15 protein-coding genes and 1 tRNA gene are annotated in these 16,570 nt (G+C 57.3%); 8 read left to right on the forward strand and 8 right to left on the reverse strand.

The window, feature by feature from the left end; translation table 11 throughout:
• Positions 1-47: 47 nt before the first annotated feature.
• The 6 genes from GGQ73_RS12320 to GGQ73_RS12345 all read right to left on the reverse strand — a co-directional run bounded on the left by GGQ73_RS12320 (position 48) and on the right by GGQ73_RS12345 (position 8,348).
• On the reverse strand, positions 48-1,379 hold the full coding sequence (locus tag GGQ73_RS12320) for an alpha/beta hydrolase (protein ID WP_183896610.1): 1,332 nt from the start codon (positions 1,377-1,379) through the stop codon (positions 48-50).
• 212 nt (positions 1,380-1,591) lie between these two features.
• On the reverse strand, positions 1,592-2,371 hold the full coding sequence (locus GGQ73_RS12325; RefSeq protein ID WP_183896611.1) for a class I SAM-dependent methyltransferase: 780 nt from the start codon (positions 2,369-2,371) through the stop codon (positions 1,592-1,594).
• Positions 2,372-2,412: 41 nt separating this feature from the next.
• Complete coding sequence (locus tag GGQ73_RS12330; protein WP_183896612.1) at positions 2,413-4,179, reverse strand: hypothetical protein; 1,767 nt, start codon at positions 4,177-4,179, stop codon at positions 2,413-2,415.
• A gap of 217 nt (positions 4,180-4,396) precedes the next feature.
• Positions 4,397-4,473, reverse strand: a tRNA-Arg gene (locus tag GGQ73_RS12335).
• A 211-nt stretch (positions 4,474-4,684) separates the two neighbouring features.
• Entirely contained in the window at positions 4,685-6,151 is a 1,467-nt protein-coding gene (locus GGQ73_RS12340; protein ID WP_183896800.1) for an ATP-binding protein, read from the reverse strand.
• 184 nt (positions 6,152-6,335) lie between these two features.
• Positions 6,336-8,348, reverse strand: a complete 2,013-nt coding sequence (locus GGQ73_RS12345; RefSeq protein ID WP_183896613.1) for a methyl-accepting chemotaxis protein — start codon at positions 8,346-8,348, stop codon at positions 6,336-6,338.
• A 372-nt stretch (positions 8,349-8,720) separates the two neighbouring features.
• On the opposite strand from GGQ73_RS12345, the gene rpmH reads away from it, so the two are divergent.
• Genes rpmH through yihA form a run of 4 tightly spaced genes read left to right on the forward strand, consistent with a single transcriptional unit; the run spans position 8,721 to position 11,744 of the window.
• Positions 8,721-8,858 (forward strand): 50S ribosomal protein L34, encoded by a 138-nt coding sequence (gene rpmH / locus GGQ73_RS12350; RefSeq protein WP_042616368.1) that lies wholly within the window; start codon positions 8,721-8,723, stop codon positions 8,856-8,858.
• A 32-nt stretch (positions 8,859-8,890) separates the two neighbouring features.
• Positions 8,891-9,274 (forward strand): ribonuclease P protein component, encoded by a 384-nt coding sequence (rnpA, locus tag GGQ73_RS12355; RefSeq protein ID WP_174151962.1) that lies wholly within the window; start codon positions 8,891-8,893, stop codon positions 9,272-9,274.
• Positions 9,274-11,079 (forward strand): membrane protein insertase YidC, encoded by a 1,806-nt coding sequence (yidC, locus tag GGQ73_RS12360; RefSeq protein WP_174151961.1) that lies wholly within the window; start codon positions 9,274-9,276, stop codon positions 11,077-11,079. The genes rnpA and yidC overlap by 1 nt, the downstream gene beginning before the upstream one ends.
• Positions 11,076-11,744, forward strand: a complete 669-nt coding sequence (gene yihA, locus GGQ73_RS12365) for a ribosome biogenesis GTP-binding protein YihA/YsxC (protein WP_174151960.1) — start codon at positions 11,076-11,078, stop codon at positions 11,742-11,744. Before yidC ends, yihA begins: the two co-directional genes overlap by 4 nt.
• Positions 11,745-11,782: 38 nt before the next feature.
• On the opposite strand, the gene GGQ73_RS12370 is transcribed toward yihA, so the two are convergent.
• Positions 11,783-12,163, reverse strand: coding sequence for a hypothetical protein (locus tag GGQ73_RS12370; protein ID WP_183896614.1), 381 nt, complete (start codon positions 12,161-12,163; stop codon positions 11,783-11,785).
• Between the two features lie 214 nt (positions 12,164-12,377).
• On the opposite strand from GGQ73_RS12370, the gene argB reads away from it, so the two are divergent.
• The gene (gene argB / locus GGQ73_RS12375; RefSeq protein WP_174151958.1) at positions 12,378-13,262 is read left to right on the forward strand and encodes an acetylglutamate kinase; all 885 of its coding nucleotides are present in this window, start codon (positions 12,378-12,380) and stop codon (positions 13,260-13,262) included.
• 10 nt (positions 13,263-13,272) lie between these two features.
• Here argB and GGQ73_RS12380 read toward each other — a convergent pair whose 3' ends face one another.
• Positions 13,273-14,190: a DMT family transporter gene (locus GGQ73_RS12380; RefSeq protein WP_174151957.1), complete on the reverse strand. Its 918-nt coding sequence runs from the start codon at positions 14,188-14,190 to the stop codon at positions 13,273-13,275.
• A 105-nt stretch (positions 14,191-14,295) separates the two neighbouring features.
• Here GGQ73_RS12380 and GGQ73_RS12385 point away from each other — a divergent pair, with 105 nt between their 5' ends.
• The 3 genes from GGQ73_RS12385 (at position 14,296) to GGQ73_RS12395 (ending at position 16,463) form a co-directional block, all read left to right on the forward strand.
• Positions 14,296-15,009 carry a pyrimidine 5'-nucleotidase gene (locus GGQ73_RS12385; RefSeq protein WP_174151956.1) on the forward strand — a complete coding sequence of 238 codons (714 nt, stop codon included), beginning with the start codon at positions 14,296-14,298 and terminating at the stop codon, positions 15,007-15,009.
• 103 nt (positions 15,010-15,112) lie between these two features.
• Entirely contained in the window at positions 15,113-15,718 is a 606-nt protein-coding gene (locus GGQ73_RS12390) for an EF-hand domain-containing protein (protein ID WP_183896615.1), read from the forward strand.
• A 121-nt stretch (positions 15,719-15,839) separates the two neighbouring features.
• Positions 15,840-16,463 (forward strand): LysE family translocator, encoded by a 624-nt coding sequence (locus GGQ73_RS12395; protein WP_210290111.1) that lies wholly within the window; start codon positions 15,840-15,842, stop codon positions 16,461-16,463.
• Positions 16,464-16,570: the final 107 nt, after the last annotated feature.

Consider the following 16,570-nt stretch of genomic DNA (forward strand, 5'->3'; position numbering starts at 1 on the left):
ATCGTCGACAGGTCTTAGCGCATAAAATACTGTTTGTATATTATGCGCTAGCGATCACGGCATTCGGACTTGCCGCGATTTTGAGAGGCGGCGCAGTCCAGATCGCCGCGTGATCCGGAACTCAGATCTTGCGGATCGACCACGCTCGTCGCGGTATCCCCCACCGAACCGACGGTGTTACCAACCGAGCGACCGAGGCGCTCGACCTGACGGCCGTAATTTTCGCGCGTGCGGGGATCAAACACCGCAATCGGCGCGCTGACAACGACACTGGCCGCCGTTCCAACCGTTTGTGCGGCACCGATGCCCACGGCACCGATGGCCTCGCCGAGACCGACATCGGAATCCGTCACCGTCTGCCCGTCGATCAGCCGCCCGCCGATGAGACGCACGACCTCGGGGCTTTCAGCAAACTTTCCGTGGTTCAGGCTATCACCGGATTTCAGCTTGGTGAGATCGAGCACGGTAATGCCAGCACTCTCCAATTGACTCCGATAGGGTTCTGCGGCGGGATCGATCTGGCCGAGGCGATCAACATTGCCGGAAATGCGCCGGGAAAGGCTGAGCGCCCTGTCATCCTGCGACACGAACAGCGTGAATTTCGGCTTTTCCTTGCCGAGGCTCTCATATTGGCGGGCAAAGACATCCACATCGAGATCGGGTGCCGCCAGAATGACGTTGTTGATCTTGGGATAGACGCGACCATTGCGGATCGCCATTTGCCGCAGCGCTTCCACCGCAAGCCAGGTGCCCATGGAATGCGCCATGATGGTGACGTCACTGACCGAACCATCCTTGGCGAGGCGCGTCAGCATTTCTTCCAGCGCATCGCGGGAATAGTTGGTGCTTTCCTTGTCGTAATTATAATCGAACACGCTGGCGCGCGATGGCCATGTGAAAACGACCGGCAGCACATCGGATTTCGAGTCATGAACGATCTGCGCGAAGCGGTAGACCGATTCCTCATAGCGGTTGTTGAAGCCGTGTACGAAGACGAGAACGCGCTTGTTTTTCAGGCTGTTGCGCTTGATCCAGTGTTGAGCGTCCTGGTCGGTCCTCAGCGGATCGACGGAAACGGTGGTGAAGCTCTTCAGCGGGTCTGCGGGCAGCTTCTTCGGCCATTGCACCTGACCGACCTTGCGGTTGGCCTCCGGCGGAATGGAAACGGAGATCGCATCGACCTTCAGCCCGGTCCCGCGCTCTCCCCCGAACAGAATGGCCTTGTCATCGGATGGCGCGCGCGTGGTGGCAACCAGAAGATTGACCGCAGAGGTACCCTGCACCCTTTGCCCTGTCGGGTTCATCACCCCAATGGGGCGCCCGCCGCAACTGACAAGAAAAGCAAGCAAGGTGACAAGCGCTACGAGCCTTGCGGCCATTCAGATACTCCAGGGACAAGGCGAAGGCTCTCTCGTCACAAGTGACGATCGATCGCCTTCGTTACCAACTGTCTCCCTTATTACAGAACTGCCGACCATAGGCCAGCGGCCACGGCACCATCGGTGACGCTTTTCGCCGTGGTGTGTCGCAAGCGCCGCAGAGGACCGTTGGCGCAGGAGCGCCATTGCCAGATATCGCAATAACGGTCAGATTATAAATGAAGTGTCAGCGGTGGAATTTGGGGAGCCTTCTCGACAAGGACCAATCCACGCGCGAACTTGATGCTCGCGATGGATTTTGCCAGCGCGATCACTTCGTACTGATGTCTCGACCCTGGCAAGTGAACGGCAAAGTCGTTGTAATTATAATCTTCGAAAATGCTGTTTTGAATGTCGATCAGCATCTTGAAGAATTCGACAGTCGTCACCGGCGCGTCGCGGAAAGCATCGGTATGCCCCCAATACATGCACTCCAGATCTTCAACGAAGTAAATACCGGTGTCCTTGAGCCCATTGGTGAAAAGCCCGTTGAAGGACGCGATCTGATGCGAGGCAATATGGCTACCGTCATCGATGATGATGTCGAACGGACCATATTTGTCGACAACCGATTGCAAGAAGCTTGGATCGCTCTGATCGCCGATTTCGACATGGATGTCGTGTTCAGGCGCGTTGAAGCGTGCGCAGCCTTCGTCAATGTCGATTCCGACAATGACCGCTCCGTCTCCGAAGAAACGTCTCCACAACTGCAAAGACGCGCCTTTGTAAACGCCAATTTCAAGAACACGGGGTTGCTTGCCGTGATATCGTCCAAACTCGCGGTCATAGGTCTGAAAATAGCCAAGCCATTTGTGCCCCCCTGGAATCGTCGCCCACACCTGGCCGGAGACGGTATTATCGACGCTCGGGAATGGCGGAACTTTGGTGCCTTCCCACGCAACTCTCTTGCGCATGTCTTCGGTCAGCAGGTTATGAATGGTTCTGGATGGCATGATTTTCCTACGTTCTCGGTTGTAATCCGGCGATCAAAGGGTTAAGCGATTTTCACGGCATGTAACGGATTGCCGAGCGACAGGTTGTTTTTTTGTTCTCGCTGCAAGGCGGCGAGCTTTGGACCCCAGGCAGGAATAAGCTCTGCGATTGCATCTGCCGCAATTTTCAGGTTGTCCAGCGTCGGCATGGTCGTGGGCGGATCGAACCGATCGAGCCCCGCCATGACGTGACCGAACGTCTCGCGCATGGCAGAGATGATCATCCGTGCAAGGTCACTGAATTCGTTGTCCTGCTGCAAAACCTTGAGGCGATGATTATCGAGAACGGTCAGGACGGCCGATCCATCGAGAGACGCGTTCAGGGCTTCGAAGAAAATCCGGTATTCGTGGAAGTCCTTGAGGACAAGCGTCTCAGGACGGTATTCACTGGCGTTGGCAAGTTTGGGTTCGCCCATCAGAACGCAAGGCGTGATGGCGTTCCCGCGCCCCATCCGCTGGACGATTGTTCCCAAAGACCTGCCAGTCCCAACGAAATCGACGAGCAGATTTTGACGTCCCAGCTTGCCCTGAAAATAGGCCTCGTATTCAGCGGATTCGATGTAGCAGACCGATCTGGAAATGCGGACGTATTCCGAGTGTGGGATTCCGGCTTTGGCAAAATGGCGTGAAGACACCATCTCGTGCCAGAGGTTACAGTCGCGGGCGGCCATCAAGATCTTGTCGGCTCCCTGCTGCTCGACCAGCAGCCTGATCCAGAACGTGCCGAGGATCATCAGCGGGATATTGACCGAGGCCTGAGCATTCAACGCATGGCGAATATGGATGTTGGGGTGAAACGCATGCAGGCGCGTTTCACGCACGGCATGCGCATATGGCCCCAGACCGATAGCATGGAGAATTTCCTCGGTCCGGTCCCATTTGGAGATGGTCACGAAATTCACGCCGATACCAAAGCTCGAGGGGCTGATGATATCGGCCTGTATGTTGTCACCGAAATGGCTGCGCAGATCATAAGTCTCGAGAATTTCGGGCCAGATCAGCTTGTGGTGCTTGCCGTAATTGCTGAGATAAAGCTTGTTATCAAGGCCACATTTTTCCTTGAGGACGCGCTCGATAAAGGCAAAGGGCAGATACATGTCGGAAATGACGATATCGTCGGCATTGACCCGTGCCACCACATCACCAATCGGGAAAAGGTGATCCCACTCCTCCTCAAGCTCCATCCACTTGAGCACATTCGCCTGCTTTTCCGTGAGAAAACCGTCGGCGACCATCATCGTGTAGATATCATCGAGCCCGTATGGGTGGTGCCCGAACACGCTCATTTCCACTCTGTGGCGTTTGTCCGCAAAGCCCGCGACACCGGCCTTGCGCTCAACGATATGGAAAATTTCCAGGGGATCATGGCAGCGGCGGGCAACCAGCGTATCGAAAAGATCGAAGCTCTGGATTTTGGTATGGCTGTCGGATGAATTCTCTTCGAGAATGTGGAAATTGCTGGTTTGCTCGTATCCTGATGCAGGATCGCGAAAATAACCGCCGAGCCTGATCACGCCATCCTTGGCGGGCTGCAAGGACAACCGGCATGTTATCCCGCCATCCTTGTCAAGGATGTTGACACACTGTCCATCCATCTCCCAGAACATTTCATTCGGGTGACTGTAGCCAATCAGGAAACCGTTCTTGTGGAACACGAAGTCTTCACTGATCACCGTATCGTTCTTTGCGACCCGGAACGTAAATGTTCTTGAAAGAAGCTGGTCTGCGGTAACGGACATGGAACCTTTCGGCTCCGACATATCGATCATCTGTTGTTCCGCCTGTGGAATATAGAACAACATTAGGGTTTTAAGCTTGCCTCAGCCTAACCAAAACAGCCAAGTCTAGCCGTGACAAAACAAGCATTACTTCGGACGGGAAATAATCGAGCAAAGGCTCGGTCTTTATCGCTCAATGCCACACCAGAAACTGTCACATCCGGGACTTGTATTGCGACAATCAATACTGAGATTTTTAAGCAGAAAGTGGCGCACCCGGAACGATTCGAACGTCCGACCCTCAGATTCGTAGTCTGATGCTCTATCCAGCTGAGCTACGGGTGCTTGCCGTGGAAACGTGTTCCGTTGGCGTGGCGATCCTCTAAAACGTCCGGGGAATGAATGCAAGTCATTTCACTGGAAAATTGTCATTTTCCTGCAATGAAATTTGCAAGCCATTGAAATCGATCATGATTTGATAGGACTGCAGCAGAGGTCCGAAACTGGCCGTCGGCTGTGGCCGTCCGCCCGCCGCGCCGAAAACAGGCGCGTCCATTCACTCGGACAGGCTCGAATGCTGGTCGGTCTTCGGGCTGTCGGGGATTTCGATGCGAAACTGGGTGCCGTTGCCGGATTTTTCCACGAGCGCGATCGTTCCCTTGTGGGCGAGCACCAGCTCCCGAGCGATGACCAGACCAAGACCGGTGCCACCGGAGCGAGCTGAACCACGGAAGGCAGAGAACAGGTTCTCTCTTGCCTTTTGCGGCATGCCCGGGCCGTTGTCATCAATGACGATACTGACCACGTCTCCATTGCGCTGCGCCGCAATCGTCAGCCGTTTATCGGGGTAAACCTCGCCACTGGCCTGTTGCAGCGCCTGCACGGCATTGCGACAGAGATTGTAGAGGACGCGGAACAGTTGCTCGCCATCGGCATCGATGAGCGTGCCCGGGGCAACATTGTCCACCAGATCGATCTCAGCTGCGGGATCGATGGCAATGATGTCCTTAACGTCCTGCACCAGTTCACTCAGGTCTGTCAGCCGCCTTTTCGGCGTACCTTCTGTCGCCTGCCCATACACGAGAACCGCGCTGGTATAGCCCACGGCGCGATCAATCGTACGCAGAAGCTTCGGGGCAAAGCTTCGCACCATCGGGTCCTCGACATCCACCAGACGGTCGGACATCAGTTGCGCCGACGACAGGATGTTGCGCATGTCGTGGTTGATCTTGGAGACGGCCAGCCCGAGATCGGCGAGGTTTTTCTGCTGTTTCAGGGTCTTCTGGAGCTGGGTCTGCATATCCGCCAGATGTCGCCCGGCCACGGCCAGCTCGTCGCTGCCTTCCTCAGGCTTGAAGACGTTGGCGGGATCATCCGGCTGCTCGGAAAACACCTGCATACCTGCGGTCAGTCGACGGATCGGGCGAATGAGAATGCGGTTGATCGAGACGAAAATCAGGCTGGCGGTGATGAGTGAGAGTGCTACCGAGATCATCAGCACGTTGCCCGCATAGGCGATCATGGCGGCACGCAGTTTATGCTCACCGATAACGATTTCGATGATCATGTTGCTATCGCCGATGACGTCGAACACGCGAATGACACGGTCACCGCCAAAGAGAAGCACGGAGAAGGCATCGCGCACGGCTTCCAGTTGCGAAACGCCCGACAGATCATACTGATCGTCGACGCTCGGCGGCACTTCGGTGGCGGCCAGAAGCGTCGAGGTCCCGTCCTTCTTCAGCGCAATCAGCTTGGCGCCGGTGGCCAGCAGGGTGTCGTCCTGGACGCTTCTGGGCAGTTCCGTCTGCAAGCCATCAATAACGATGCCAGCCGCCGCAGCGGTGTTCAAGCGATCGCGCAGCCATGAGAGGCGCATATTGGCAACAGAGGGGACGAAGATCAGCACTTCGGCAATCATGACGAAGATGACCGTCAACAGCAGCAGACGACCGGACAAGCCCTTCGTCAAGGCGGGTACCTCGGTCTGCGGGTCCGCAGTCTGACGGTCGGTCCTGTTCATGACGGTCGAAAACACCAGGCCTGTTCCTGTTGATGTGTGGCCTCTGGTTTCATATCGGCGCGGGCTCGTAATTCCAAGAGATATTAAGGCGCCCGCACCGTTTTCCAAGCTGTCGCGATATCAAGGTCAAACAAAAACGCCGCCATCTCTGGCGGCGTCGTGATGATCTTGTCTTCCGTGAGGCTTAAAACTCCTGCCACTCGTCCCTGGATTGAGCACGTGCGGCATTGCCATTGAAGGCACGCGAAACATTTCCCATCATTTTGCGTGCAGGAGACGCGACCGGAGCAGAGCGATGAGACGCAGCCACAGGCCGGTAAGAGGATGCCGGCGCGGTTTCATTGCCCAGGCGGAAGCGTCCAACCAGCGAGACGAGGTTTTCGGCTTCGCCGCTGAGCTTGTGGGTCGCAGCCGAGGTCTCTTCCACCATGGCGGCATTGCGTTGCGTGACCTGATCCATCTGATTGATGGCCGTGTTGATTTCCTGAAGGCCGGTCGACTGTTCCTTGGCGGCGGTCGCGATCGAATGGATATGGTCGTTGATACCGAGCACGCGGTTTTCCATCTCGTCCAAAGCTTCGCCCGTGCGCTTGACCAGCGTCACGCCACGACCAACCTCGTCACCCGACTTGGTAATGAGTGTCTTGATGTCCTTGGCCGCGTTTGCGGAGCGTTGTGCAAGCTCGCGGACTTCCTGGGCCACGACTGCAAAGCCCTTGCCGGCCTCACCGGCGCGCGCTGCTTCCACGCCAGCATTCAACGCCAGAAGGTTGGTCTGGAAGGCGATCTCGTCGATAACGCTGATAATCTGGCTGATTTCACGCGACGCCTGCTCGATCCGTCCCATGGCCGTGACCGCATCGCGCACGACCTTGGCGGATTCGGTCGTCTTTTCCTTGGTTTCGGAAACCATCGCACTGGCTTCCTCGGCGCGCGCGGTGGAGCTGCGAACGACTGCCGTAATTTCGTCGAGAGCAGCGGAGGTTTCTTCCAGAGCCGCCGCCTGCTGTTCGGTCCGCTTGGACAGGTCGTCTGCGGCGGAGCGCAGCTCGTTGGCATTGCCATTGATGCTTTCGGTGCTGCCACGAACTTCGGAGAGGGTGCCCTTCAGCTTGGAGAATGTCTCGTTCACATTGGATTGAAGCTCGGCAAACACGCCCTGAAAACTGCCGTTCATCGTCTGCGTCAGGTCGCCCTGAGCCAGGCTTTCGATGACGCGCCCGGTCTCGGTCACGCCGGTCTCGACGCTCAACAGCAACGCGTTGATGTTGGTGGCGAAGCGGTTGAGGTTGTCGTCACCGTAGTCCTTGGTGATGCGTCTGGTGAAATCACCGGCAGCAGCCGCACTCACGACCTCGGCCATACCCGCCTGCAAATCATCGCTCTTGGCGCGCATTGCCGCTTCCTGCGCGTTCATGCGGCGCACCTCCAGGCCGTTGCGTTTGAAAACTTCGACGGCATCCGCCATCTCACCGATTTCGTCCTTGCGGCCAAGATAGGGAACGTCTGTGTCGAGCTTGCCCTCGGCAACAGACCTCATTGCGTTCGACACGTTGAGGATCGGCGCGCTGAGTTCCTTCGAGCCGATGTAAAGACCAAGGACGGACGCGGCGATGACACCACCGGCTGTCACGAAGACGACAACGAGAAAAATCATCTCGCCAAAGTTTTCGGTGCTTTTCTTGACTGCGGAAAGCTCTTGAATGTCGGATTTCACGACGGCATCGATATCGGCCTGGTAGGCCTTACGGTTTTCACGGTTGGCTTCGTTGTTGCCCTGCGTGTTGGCATCCTGAGGGCTGACCTCGCGTCCCAGACGCGCCGTTTCCGTGCGGAATGTGCGGAAATCCGCGAAACGCTTTTCGATATTGGCAAATGCCGCGACCTGACTGGCGGGAACCCGTGGTTTCCAATCCTTCAGCAACGCATCCATGTCGTTGAGGTTTTTGAGGATGCCATCGCCGAATTTTGCGGCCGCTTCCTTGTCCTTGGCCGCATAAACACCACGCGCCTCCATGACGACAGCAGTAACAAGACGGTTCAATGTCTCTCCACGGCGCGCTCTGTCAGCAATCGCATCCAGAGCGACAGTCTGTGACTGGTATTCCTTGACCGCATAGATCGACAGGCCGCCGATCGTGCATGCCACGAGACTTAAAAGCCCCACCAGAAGATTAATTTTTCCCCGAATTCTCACTGCGTACCCCCCTTACAAAGCGCCCCCCCTCACACGGATGTGAGAACGCAGACGAACCGATAGTTCGCCATGACAACATTTATCGATCTACTCTTAAAAATTAATTTCGAATTTGATCGGTACCTGCTTTACTCTTGAAATGAAGACCTTACCGCCGGAGTTACATGACGTGGTGGCTTAAACTCGCATTGACGTGGCCAAACGTACGGTGCGGGTTTGGCCGGCAGCGATTGACTTTCCAGGCCGTAAGCCCTTATAAGCCCGCACGTTCCGGCATTTTGCGCTTGCGCCGATGGTCTGAACGTCAATCGAAACGCTCTTGTCCCACAAGGGGCAAAGTCAAGAAGGGCCGCACCCCGCGGTATTAAATAAATGTCTAAGCGTACTTTCCAGCCATCCAAGCTTGTTCGCAAGCGTCGTCATGGTTTCCGTTCCCGCATGGCAACTGCCGGCGGTCGCAAGGTTCTTGCCGCTCGCCGCACACGCGGTCGCGCACGTCTTTCGGCCTAATTGGGCCTTAAGCCCGATGAAAGTCGTGGCATATGACGCATGATAGACACATACCCGGTCGGTTGAAAAACCGACCGGAGTTTCTTGCTGTCCAGGCAGGAGAAAAAAGACGAGGCAGCACTTTCCTTCTCGAAGTGCTGGATCGGAAACAGCCCGAAACCGCTCCAAGGGTCGGTTTCACCGTGACGAAACGGCAGGGAAACGCAGTTGAGCGCAACCGCATGCGACGCCGTTTGAAGGAAGCCGTCAGGCTTTCAGCCGGGTCTTCCATGAAGCCCGGACTTGACTATGTGATTGTCGCCCGCAGGGATGTATTGAAGACCGAATTTGCCGTACTGGAACACTTGCTCAGAGAGCGGATCGAGGGACGCGCGAAATCGGGCCGCTCCCGGGAGACCCGCTCCAGGAAAGAATGATGGAAAAAAACCGCAACTACTTCATCGCGATCGGCCTTTCGGTTGTCATCGTACTAGCCTGGCAGTTCCTGTACATGAACCCGCGCATCGAGCAGCAACGCCGCGCCGAGGAGGCGCGTCAGGCTCAGCAGGCGACCCAGCAGAGCCAGCAAACAACGACGAACGCCGCACCCGGCGCGCCGACGCCCGCAGGGGCGCTGCCCGGCGCAACCGCCCAGCAGGCGGCAACCGTTTCGCGTGACGAAGCACTCGCCAAGTCTCCCCGCGTTCAGATCGACACCAACGCCATTCAGGGTTCCATCAATCTGACCGGCGCACGTCTGGACGATATCCGCCTCAAGGATTACCACGAGACCGTGGACGATTCGAGCCCGCTGATCACCCTGTTCTCGCCCTCAGACACCCGAGACGGTTATTTTACCGAACTCGGTTACATCGCCGGTGAAGCGGTGGGCACGGTTCCCGGTCCCTCCACTGTCTGGACGGCGGCTTCCGGTTCCAAGCTGACGGAAACGACACCGGTTGCGCTGACCTTTACCAACGATAAGGGCGTGGTCTTTACCCGCACGCTTGCCATTGACGATCACTATATGATCACCGTCACCGACAAGGTTGAAAATCCCGGCCAGGAGCCGATTTCGTTTTCGACCTATGGCCGCATCACCCGCAACAACAAGCCTGCCACCCCTCCGGTCTTCGTGATTTTCGAAGGCTTTCTCGGCGTTGCCGGTGCAGACGGAAGCCTGACGGAAGAAAGCTACAAGAATATCGAGGAAAAGCCCTTCACCTCGCCCAAGGCTACGGGCGGCTGGCTCGGCATTACCGACAAGTATTGGGCAGCAGCGATTGTTCCCCCGCAGACCATTCCTGTCGAATCCCGCTACACCCATTTCACAGATGGTCAGCCGCGCTATCAGGCCGATTACCGTGCAGACGCAGTCACCGTTGCTCCGGGCCAGTCGATCGAACTGAAGAACCTCGTCTTCGCGGGCGCCAAGGAAGTTCCTCTGGTCGATCGCTACGAGGCTGAGTACAGCATTCCGAAGTTCGATCTTCTGATCGACTGGGGCTGGTTCTACTTCATCACCAAGCCGATGTTCAAACTGATGGACTTCTTCTTCCGTCACATCGGCAACTTCGGCGTTGCGATCCTTCTGACCACCATCGTCGTCAAACTTCTGTTCTTCCCGCTGGCTTCCAAGCAATACGCTTCGATGGCCAACATGAAGCGCATGCAGCCGAAGATGGAAGAGCTCAAGGCCAAGCACGGCGATGACCGCATGGCCATGCAGCAGGCCATGATGCAACTCTACAAGGAAGAGAAGATCAATCCGGTGGCCGGTTGCTGGCCGATGCTTTTGCAGATTCCGGTGTTCTTCGCGCTCTACAAGGTCATCTACGTCACAATCGAAATGCGGCATGCGCCGTTCTTCGGCTGGATCCACGACCTGTCAGCGCCAGATCCGACATCGCTCTTCAACCTGTTCGGTCTTCTGCCTTACGACGTGCCGCACTTCCTGATGATCGGCGTCTGGCCCATCATCATGGGTATCACGATGTTCATGCAGATGCGGATGAACCCGACGCCTCCAGATCCGACACAGGCGATGATCTTCACCTGGATGCCGCTGATCTTCACCTTCATGCTGGCGTCGTTCCCTGCCGGTCTCGTCATCTACTGGGCGTGGAACAACACCCTGTCGATTTCCCAGCAGGCCGTGATCATGAAGCGCCACGGCGCCAAGATCGAGCTGTTCGACAACATCAAGGCGTTGTTCAAACGAAAGCCGGTGGAAACCAAATGACGGGCGACAGCAAAAGCGGCCAGCCGGCGACGGAAAAGCCGCTCTTCGGGCGGCCCTGGATTTTCATTCGCGGTGTGCCCGCCATGAAGTTTCTGCCACCTGAAGGACCGCCTGAGATCGCCTTTGCCGGGCGCTCCAACGTGGGCAAGTCGTCGCTGATCAACGCGCTCGTCGGCCATAAGGGGCTGGCGCGCACGTCGAACACGCCGGGCCGCACACAGGAACTGAACTACTTCGTTCCTGAAGGCTATTCCGGTGAAGCGGGCGATCTTCCGCCCATGGCGCTGGTCGATATGCCGGGTTACGGCTATGCGCAGGCGCCCAAGGACCACGTGGATGCCTGGACGAAGCTGGTGTTTGATTACCTGCGTGGACGCGCGACCTTGAAGCGCGTCTACTTGCTGATCGATTCCCGCCACGGCATCAAAGCCAATGATGAGAATGTTTTGAACATCCTCGACAAGGCGGCCATATCCTACCAGGTCGTGCTGACAAAAACCGACAAGATCAAGGACGCCGGCGTCCCGCGCCTCATCAGCGAGACCATGGAGAAAATCCGCAAGCGTCCGGCGGCCTACCCCGAGGTTCTGGCAACATCGTCAGAGAAATCGTCAGGGTTGGACACCCTTCGGGCTGAAATCGTCCGGACGGTGAGTGTCGGCTGAGAATAATGAGGTGGCGACAGTCACCTCACACCAGCCGCTCAAGCGACTGCAAACAGCAGCACGATCGCCCAAAGCATCGCCGCAATTGTCGTCAGTCGCCAGAAGCGCGCAGAATTCCAAAGCGACAGGACGATCGAAAATCTCCCGTAGATACTGCGGTGCAGCCTGTCGTGCGGACGGCGCAGGGCGTGGTCCAGAGACGCGTCCCTCACATAGTTAGAAAACACCCGACGCTCCCGCCTGTCGTTTTCTGCAAGGCCAGTCTTCCAGCGACGCACGGTCGCGGCGAACTGACGGTCCGTTTTGATGCGTCTGGCAAGGACCGCCCGGGCATCGTCGGATAAGGCTCCCAAAACATATTCGCCTGCTAGCACCTCATCGCGCAACCCGCTTGGCTTCTCCCGATCCGGCAAGGTCATTCGTCGTCGAACTCCTGGCTTGGTGCGTAGCCCAACCCGCTGGCGACGCACATCTCCCCTGTTGCAAAGCTGGTCCGATTGGTCTCGCATGTCAATCGTTGCTGATAAACGACGCGATCACGTTTCAACTTTCTGCGGTCGCATGACTGTCCGTTGTTTCATCCGTCAAAAACTTGGGTTAAAAGCGCCACAATCAACGACGAGGTTCTTTCCCATGACGTCTTCCGAAAGCGAAATGCAGGCTCGACTTCTGGCGCAAGCCCTGCCCTTCATGCAGAAATACGAGCACAAAACCATCGTCGTGAAATATGGCGGCCATGCCATGGGCGATACGAGCCTGGGCAAAGCCTTCGCCGAAGACATCGCGCTCCTCAAGCAATCGGGCATCAACCCCATCGTCGTTCACGGCGGCGGCCCGCAGATCGGCGCCATGCTCTCCAAGATGGGCATCGAATCGAAATTCGAGGGGGGCCTGCGGGTCACCGATGCCAAGACGGTCGAAATCGTCGAAATGGTTCTGGCTGGTTCGATCAACAAGGAAATCGTTGCCCTCATCAACCAGACTGGCGAATGGGCCATCGGCCTGTGCGGCAAGGATGGCAACATGGTCTTTGCCGAAAAAGCGAAGAAGACGGTCATCGACCCCGACAGCAACATAGAGCGCGTTCTCGACCTCGGCTTCGTCGGCGAAGTGGTGGAGGTGGATCGCACGTTGCTCGACCTTCTCGCCAAGTCCGAAATGATCCCGGTCATCGCACCGGTGGCGCCTGGCCGTGACGGTGCGACCTACAACATCAACGCCGACACCTTTGCCGGTGCCATCGCAGGCGCGCTGCATGCCAGCCGCCTGCTGTTCCTGACGGATGTCGAAGGCGTTCTCGACAAGAACAAGGAACTGATCAAGGAATTGACGGTCTCGCAGGCCCGCGCACTGATCAAGGACGGCACGATTTCCGGCGGCATGATCCCCAAGGTCGAAACCTGCATCGAAGCCATCAAGGCGGGCGTTCAGGGCGTCGTCATCCTCAACGGCAAGACGCCCCACTCGGTTCTGCTGGAAATCTTCACGGAAGGCGCGGGCACGCTCATCGTTCCCTGAACCTTGTCGCTCAGCCAAATGCGAGCAACGACAAAACGCCGAGCACGATCAACAGGCATCCTGTCACTTCCAGCCTGTTGATTTTTTCCTTGAAGAAAAACACCGTCGAGGCGAAGGCGAACAGCATTTCGACCTGCGCCAGCGCCTTGACCACCGCAGCGTGTTGAAGCGTCATGGCGGTGAACCAGCCGAACGAGGCAGTTGCCCCCACGAACCCCACAGCAATGCCCGGTCTCCACGCTTTGGCGATACGCGGCAATTCGGAACGCTCCCGCCAGACGAGCCAACCCAGCATGCACAGCGTCTGTAGGACGATGACCACGACCAGCGTGAAACTCGCCTGCATCATGGCATCCGGTCTTTCCAGACTTGGGGCAAGCGAAAGTGACGCAGAGCGATAGGCCACCGACGACATGCCGAAAAAGGCACCGGATGCCAGCCCGATGCCTGCGGTGCGGCTGAAAATCGACGTCAGAATGGATGTCGGGGACAGCTCTGTTCGCGCCACGGAAATCAGCATCACCCCTGCGACCGATATCGCAATGGCCAAAACCGTGCCGGAACTGACGCTCTCGCCGACGACAATCAGGGCGATGATGGCGGCCTGTGCCGGTTCCGTGCGGGAATAGGCCGTGCCCACTGCAAAGTTTCGCAGGGAAAACAGGTGAACCAGCAAAAATGTCGCGACGATCTGCGCCATGGCGCCAACGACGGCCCATATTGCGAACGTTGCGTTGGTTGACGGAAGCGGCTTGCCCAAGCCAAAGTGCAGAAAAGCAAGGTAGGCAAGCGCAAAGGGCACGCCGAAACCAAAGCGCATGAACGTCGCACCCGTCGTTCCCATGCTGGCCTTCAGGTGCTTTTGCAAGGTCGAGCGCAAATTTTGCAAAAACGCGCTGACAAAGGTAATGCCGATCCAGAGTTCCATGACATGGCGGTATCATGGGCTTTGCGCGTCCGCCAAGGTCGCTTTTCTCACACGGCGTCGCCTTTTCCGTTTTCTTTGCGGTCCAGCCGTTGCATAAGAATGGGCATGAGCACGAAACCGAAAAATGCACCTGACGCCGCCGCTTTCTCCCATGTGACCGAATGGGTGTTCGATCTCGACAACACGCTTTACCCGCATGAGGTGAACCTGTTTTCGCAAATCGATACGAACATGACGGCCTATGTCGCCGAACTGCTGAACCTGGAGCCCGACGAGGCGCGCAAGCTTCAAAAGCACTATTACCATGAGCATGGCACGACGCTTCAGGGGTTGATGATCCATCACGGTATCGATCCCAATGCTTTTCTGGAGCGGGCCCATGCCATCGATTATTCGATGCTTGCCCCAAACCCGGAGCTGGGTGAGGCGATCAAGGCGTTGCCGGGCCGCAAGTTCATTCTGACCAATGGCAGTGTGCCGCATGCGCAGGCGGCAGCCGGTGCGCTGGGTATTGTCGACCATTTCGAGGATATCTTCGACATCGTCGCGGCCGATTATCTGCCCAAGCCCGCCAGCGCGACCTATGAGAAATTCGCAGCCCTTGCCAAGCTCGACACGAACAAGGCGGCGATGTTCGAGGACCTGCCGCGCAATCTCGTGGCACCCAAGGCGCTGGGCATGAAGACGGTGCTGCTGGTGCCGCGCAACCTCGAAGGCGTCATCATGGAGCGCTGGGAAATTCCCGCCGCAAGCGACGAGCACATCGATTTCATCACCGATGATCTGACAGGCTTTCTCAAGGCATTGCCGATGGCCTGACCTGCATTACCGATTTGTCATGCACATTGCTGATGTTTAACTGGTGAAGGGAGAACGGCGGCACTACCTTTCCATCAGGGACAGCATTTGAAAGGTACAGACCATGACAATTCGTAAATTTGCCCTGACAGCTCTTGGAGCGGCGCTCGTGCTCGGCACAACCGCACCCATGTCAATGGCGGCACCGCGCGGCCCCGGCCGAGACGGCCCGCCCATGCGCCCGGAACTGGCCTATGTCTATCTTTTGAAGATGGCGGACACGAACAAGGACGGCAAGGTTTCCAAGGAGGAGTTCGCAGCGCGCCAGGATGCGCTGTTCACCGAGATCGACGCCAGCAAGGACGGTTCGATCACGCCAAAGGAAATGCGCGACTATCGCCGGGCAAAGATGGAGGCATACCGCGCCGCCAACCCGCGCCCAGAGCGTGAAGACGCCAAGGGTCCCGATGGCAAGAAGGGTGGCCCGGAACAGGCCGACCACAAGGGTGAGCCAGGCCGCAAACACGAAGGACGCGAAGGCGGCCGGGGTGGCATGGGTGGTAAGGGCGGCAAGATGAACGGCATGTTCGCCATGGCCGATACCGATGGCAACGGCCAGATCAGCAAGGCCGAATTCACGGCCGCTGGCGAGAAAATGTTCACACGCCTTGACAAAAACACTGACGGTGTAATCAGCATCGACGATATGCCTGATCGCCCGTTCCTCTGATCAGACCGCTTGCCGAATGATTTGCAGCAAAGCCCGCCTCGTGCGGGCTTTGTCCGTTTCGGGACCGGTCTGTTCAAACGCTGTCGTCATGCTATAGCGATATCTCCTGTTTTCGAAGGATATGATCGTGAGCATCGCCAGCCTCCTCGCCTACGCCACCGCCCTTTTCATTGCAGCGGCCATTCCCGGCCCAGGCATGACGGCCATCGTTGCGCGGGCTCTGGGCTCGGGCTTTCGCGAAACCTTCTTCATGGGGCTGGGTCTGGTGCTGGGCGATATGGTCTATCTGACCGCCGTCATCCTGGGTCTTGCCTTTTTGGCACAGACCTTTCAGGAGGCCTTCATGGTCTTAAAGATAGCAGGTGCCATATACCTTCTTTATATCGCCTGGAAACTTTGGACAGCAGGAATTTTGCCGAAGGATCTGCAGGCGAAGAAGAGCACCAGCATCGCCATGTCGTTTCTATCGGGACTGCTCATCACGCTGGGGAACCCGAAGACCATGCTGTTTTACGTGGCGCTGGTGCCGACGCTCATCGATATCCGCGTGATCGGTAGCACCGAATACATCACCCTGCTGGCAGTGACCTTCACCGTGCTGATGGCAGTGCTGCTGCCCTACATTCTGCTGGCATCCAAGGCCCGGGCCCTGTTGAAGCGCCCCAGCGCGCTGACCATCCTCAACCGTACCGCCGCCGGGATTCTGGCGGCAACAGCAGCGATGATCGCCACGCGCGCGACCTGAAATGATCGTGTCGACAAAGCTGCAATTTTGAGAACGATATGCCAGGAATGACTCCACATACGCATTCTCATTCTCTAGCGTGATCGGACCATTCCTCCTATTCTGCG

It is taken from the genome of Rhizobium skierniewicense (genome assembly GCF_014196515.1).
GTDB lineage: Bacteria > Pseudomonadota > Alphaproteobacteria > Rhizobiales > Rhizobiaceae > Agrobacterium > Agrobacterium skierniewicense.